At 73.8% G+C, this 2,098-nt stretch carries 2 protein-coding genes; both read right to left on the reverse strand.

Annotation, left to right across the window (positions count from 1 at the left end; translation table 11 throughout):
• Positions 1-278: 278 nt before the first annotated feature.
• Positions 279-1,811 carry an RNB domain-containing ribonuclease gene (locus AB0C29_RS45330; RefSeq protein ID WP_360834137.1) on the reverse strand — a complete coding sequence of 511 codons (1,533 nt, stop codon included), beginning with the start codon at positions 1,809-1,811 and terminating at the stop codon, positions 279-281.
• Between the two features lie 84 nt (positions 1,812-1,895).
• A partial coding sequence (locus tag AB0C29_RS45335) for a hypothetical protein (protein ID WP_360834139.1) occupies positions 1,896-2,098 on the reverse strand: 203 nt, incomplete at its 5' end.

The following is a 2,098-nucleotide window of genomic DNA, read 5'->3' on the forward strand; positions in this document are numbered from 1 at the left end:
GGATGCCACCCCGACAAGCGACGCCCGCGACGCCGGAGGTCGCTCGGCCCGATGATCCCCGACCACGGATGCCACCCCGACAAGCGACGCCCGCGACGCCGGAGGTCGCTCGGCCCGATGATCCCCGACCACGGATGCCACCCCGACAAGCGACGCCCGCGGCGGCGGATACTAGGACGAGGCAAGCCACGACGCGGGCAAATGTCAGCCCTGATCGCGAGGGCCGTGCGTGTCATGGCCGACGTGACGCTGACCCCGGTTCGGGCGCGGTGGGCGGGTCAGATTCGTTCGAAGAGGACCTCTCTGGTTTTGGGGTCGGCCTGGGTCAGGCGGACCTGGATGCGGTCGCCCAGCGGGAGGTCGCCCACGCAGCGGGCCTGGACGGCCGGTTCGTCGATGGCGACCTTGCCGCCTCGGGGGCGGCGGTTGTTCGGCTTGTCGCGCCCGTTCTGCTTCGGGGCTGCAGCCGGCTCGGACTCGGGGGCGGCGGGCTGGCCGTCCGGCTTTGCGGGGGCGGCGTCCTGACCGCCCTTCGCGCCGGTGCGGTCCTCGTCGACGTCGAGGACGCCGGCCTCGAAGGTCTCCCCGACCCGGTGGGCGAGCAGCACCGCTTCGGCGAGGCCCACGGCGCCGCGGTCGGCTGCTGAGGCGACCCGGTCTGTCGTCGCCATGCACTTGGGGAGGCGCGGCAGGGCCTCGCGGGCCCACTGCGGCACCTCGCGTTCCTCGTGCAGAGCCAGGCACACCTCCGTCGCGTAGCGGTCGGCCAGGCGGCGCAGCGGTGCGGTCACGTGTGCGTAGGGCGCACCCACTCCTCCGTGGCCGGTCTCTGCGGGCGTCTCCTGGTCGAAGGCCGTGTAGCCCGCACCGCGCAGGAGCTCGGCCGCCTGGTTGAGGAATGCGGCGCCGCGGGGGCTGGCCGGGTCGACGGAGGCTACGACCGCGCCGACGGAGGCGTCGGGAGGCCAGGGGACGTCGAGGGAGGCGGCGGCCGCTCGGAGTTTGGTGACTGCCTCGGGGCGGGCGGGCGGCATGGTGCGGAGGAGCCCGATCTTTCCTTGCAGCATCAGGGTCGCGGCGGCCATGCCGGTGAGCAGGGAGATCTGGGCGTTGTGCTCCTCGACGGCCAGCGGCGCCCGCAGGACCAGCTGCCAGCCGTCGCCATTCTGCTCGACCTCCTGCTCGGGCAGGGGCAGGTTTACCGCACCGCGATCGGCCGCGCGGCGGGCCAGCAGCGCGCCCAGCTCGGGCAGCAGGGCGATCGGCTCCGGCGCGGTGCCCGCGTCGACGTCCGCTTGCAGGCCCGCGTAGTCGAGCTTGGCCCGGCTGCGCACCCGCGCCCGCTCCAGGGCGATGCCGGTGATCTCGCCGTCGGCGTCCAGGTCGATGGTCCACAGCACCGCAGCGCGGTCCGCGTCGGGCAGCAGGCTCACGGCGCCCTCGCTGAGCACCGGTGGGTGCAGCGGGACCTTGCCGTCCGGGAAGTAGATGGTCTGGCCGCGCACCCAGGTCTCGGCCTCGAGCGCGCCGCCCGGCCGCACATAGGAGGCGACGTCGGCGATCGCGTAGCGCACCCGATAGCCGCCGCCGGACCGGCGGGTGAGCTCCATCGCCTGGTCGAGGTCGCGCGAGGTGGCCGGATCCACCGTGACGAACGGGATGTCGGTGCGGTCGACGCCCGGCGGTGCGACCCCGGTGGCGGCCTCCTGCGCCTCCCGCATGGCGTCGGCCGGAAACTCGGCAGGTAACTCGAGCTCACGGCGCAGCACGGAGAAGTCGATGTGTGGCGCCCACACCCGTTTGATCGGCACGGGTTATTCCTACCAGGCCGCACCGACAATTCCGGTACGCAGAAGGGCCGCGCCGTGATCGGCGCGGCCCTGGTGTGCCCGGGTTCAGCGCTTGGCGGTCGCCTTGCGGGCCGAGCCGGCGACGGTGGAGACGCGGCCGTTCCCGGAGAGGCGGCTGTTGCCGGCGGTCGCGGTACGGGCGGCCGCAGCCGTGGCGGGCTGCTTGACCCGGCCGGCGTTGGTGGCCGACGTCTTCGTCATGCCGGCCGGCTTGGCGTTGGCGGCCTTGCCTGCGGTCGTTGTCCGGG

Source organism: Actinoplanes sp. NPDC048791 (assembly GCF_040650095.1).
GTDB lineage: Bacteria > Actinomycetota > Actinomycetes > Mycobacteriales > Micromonosporaceae > Actinoplanes.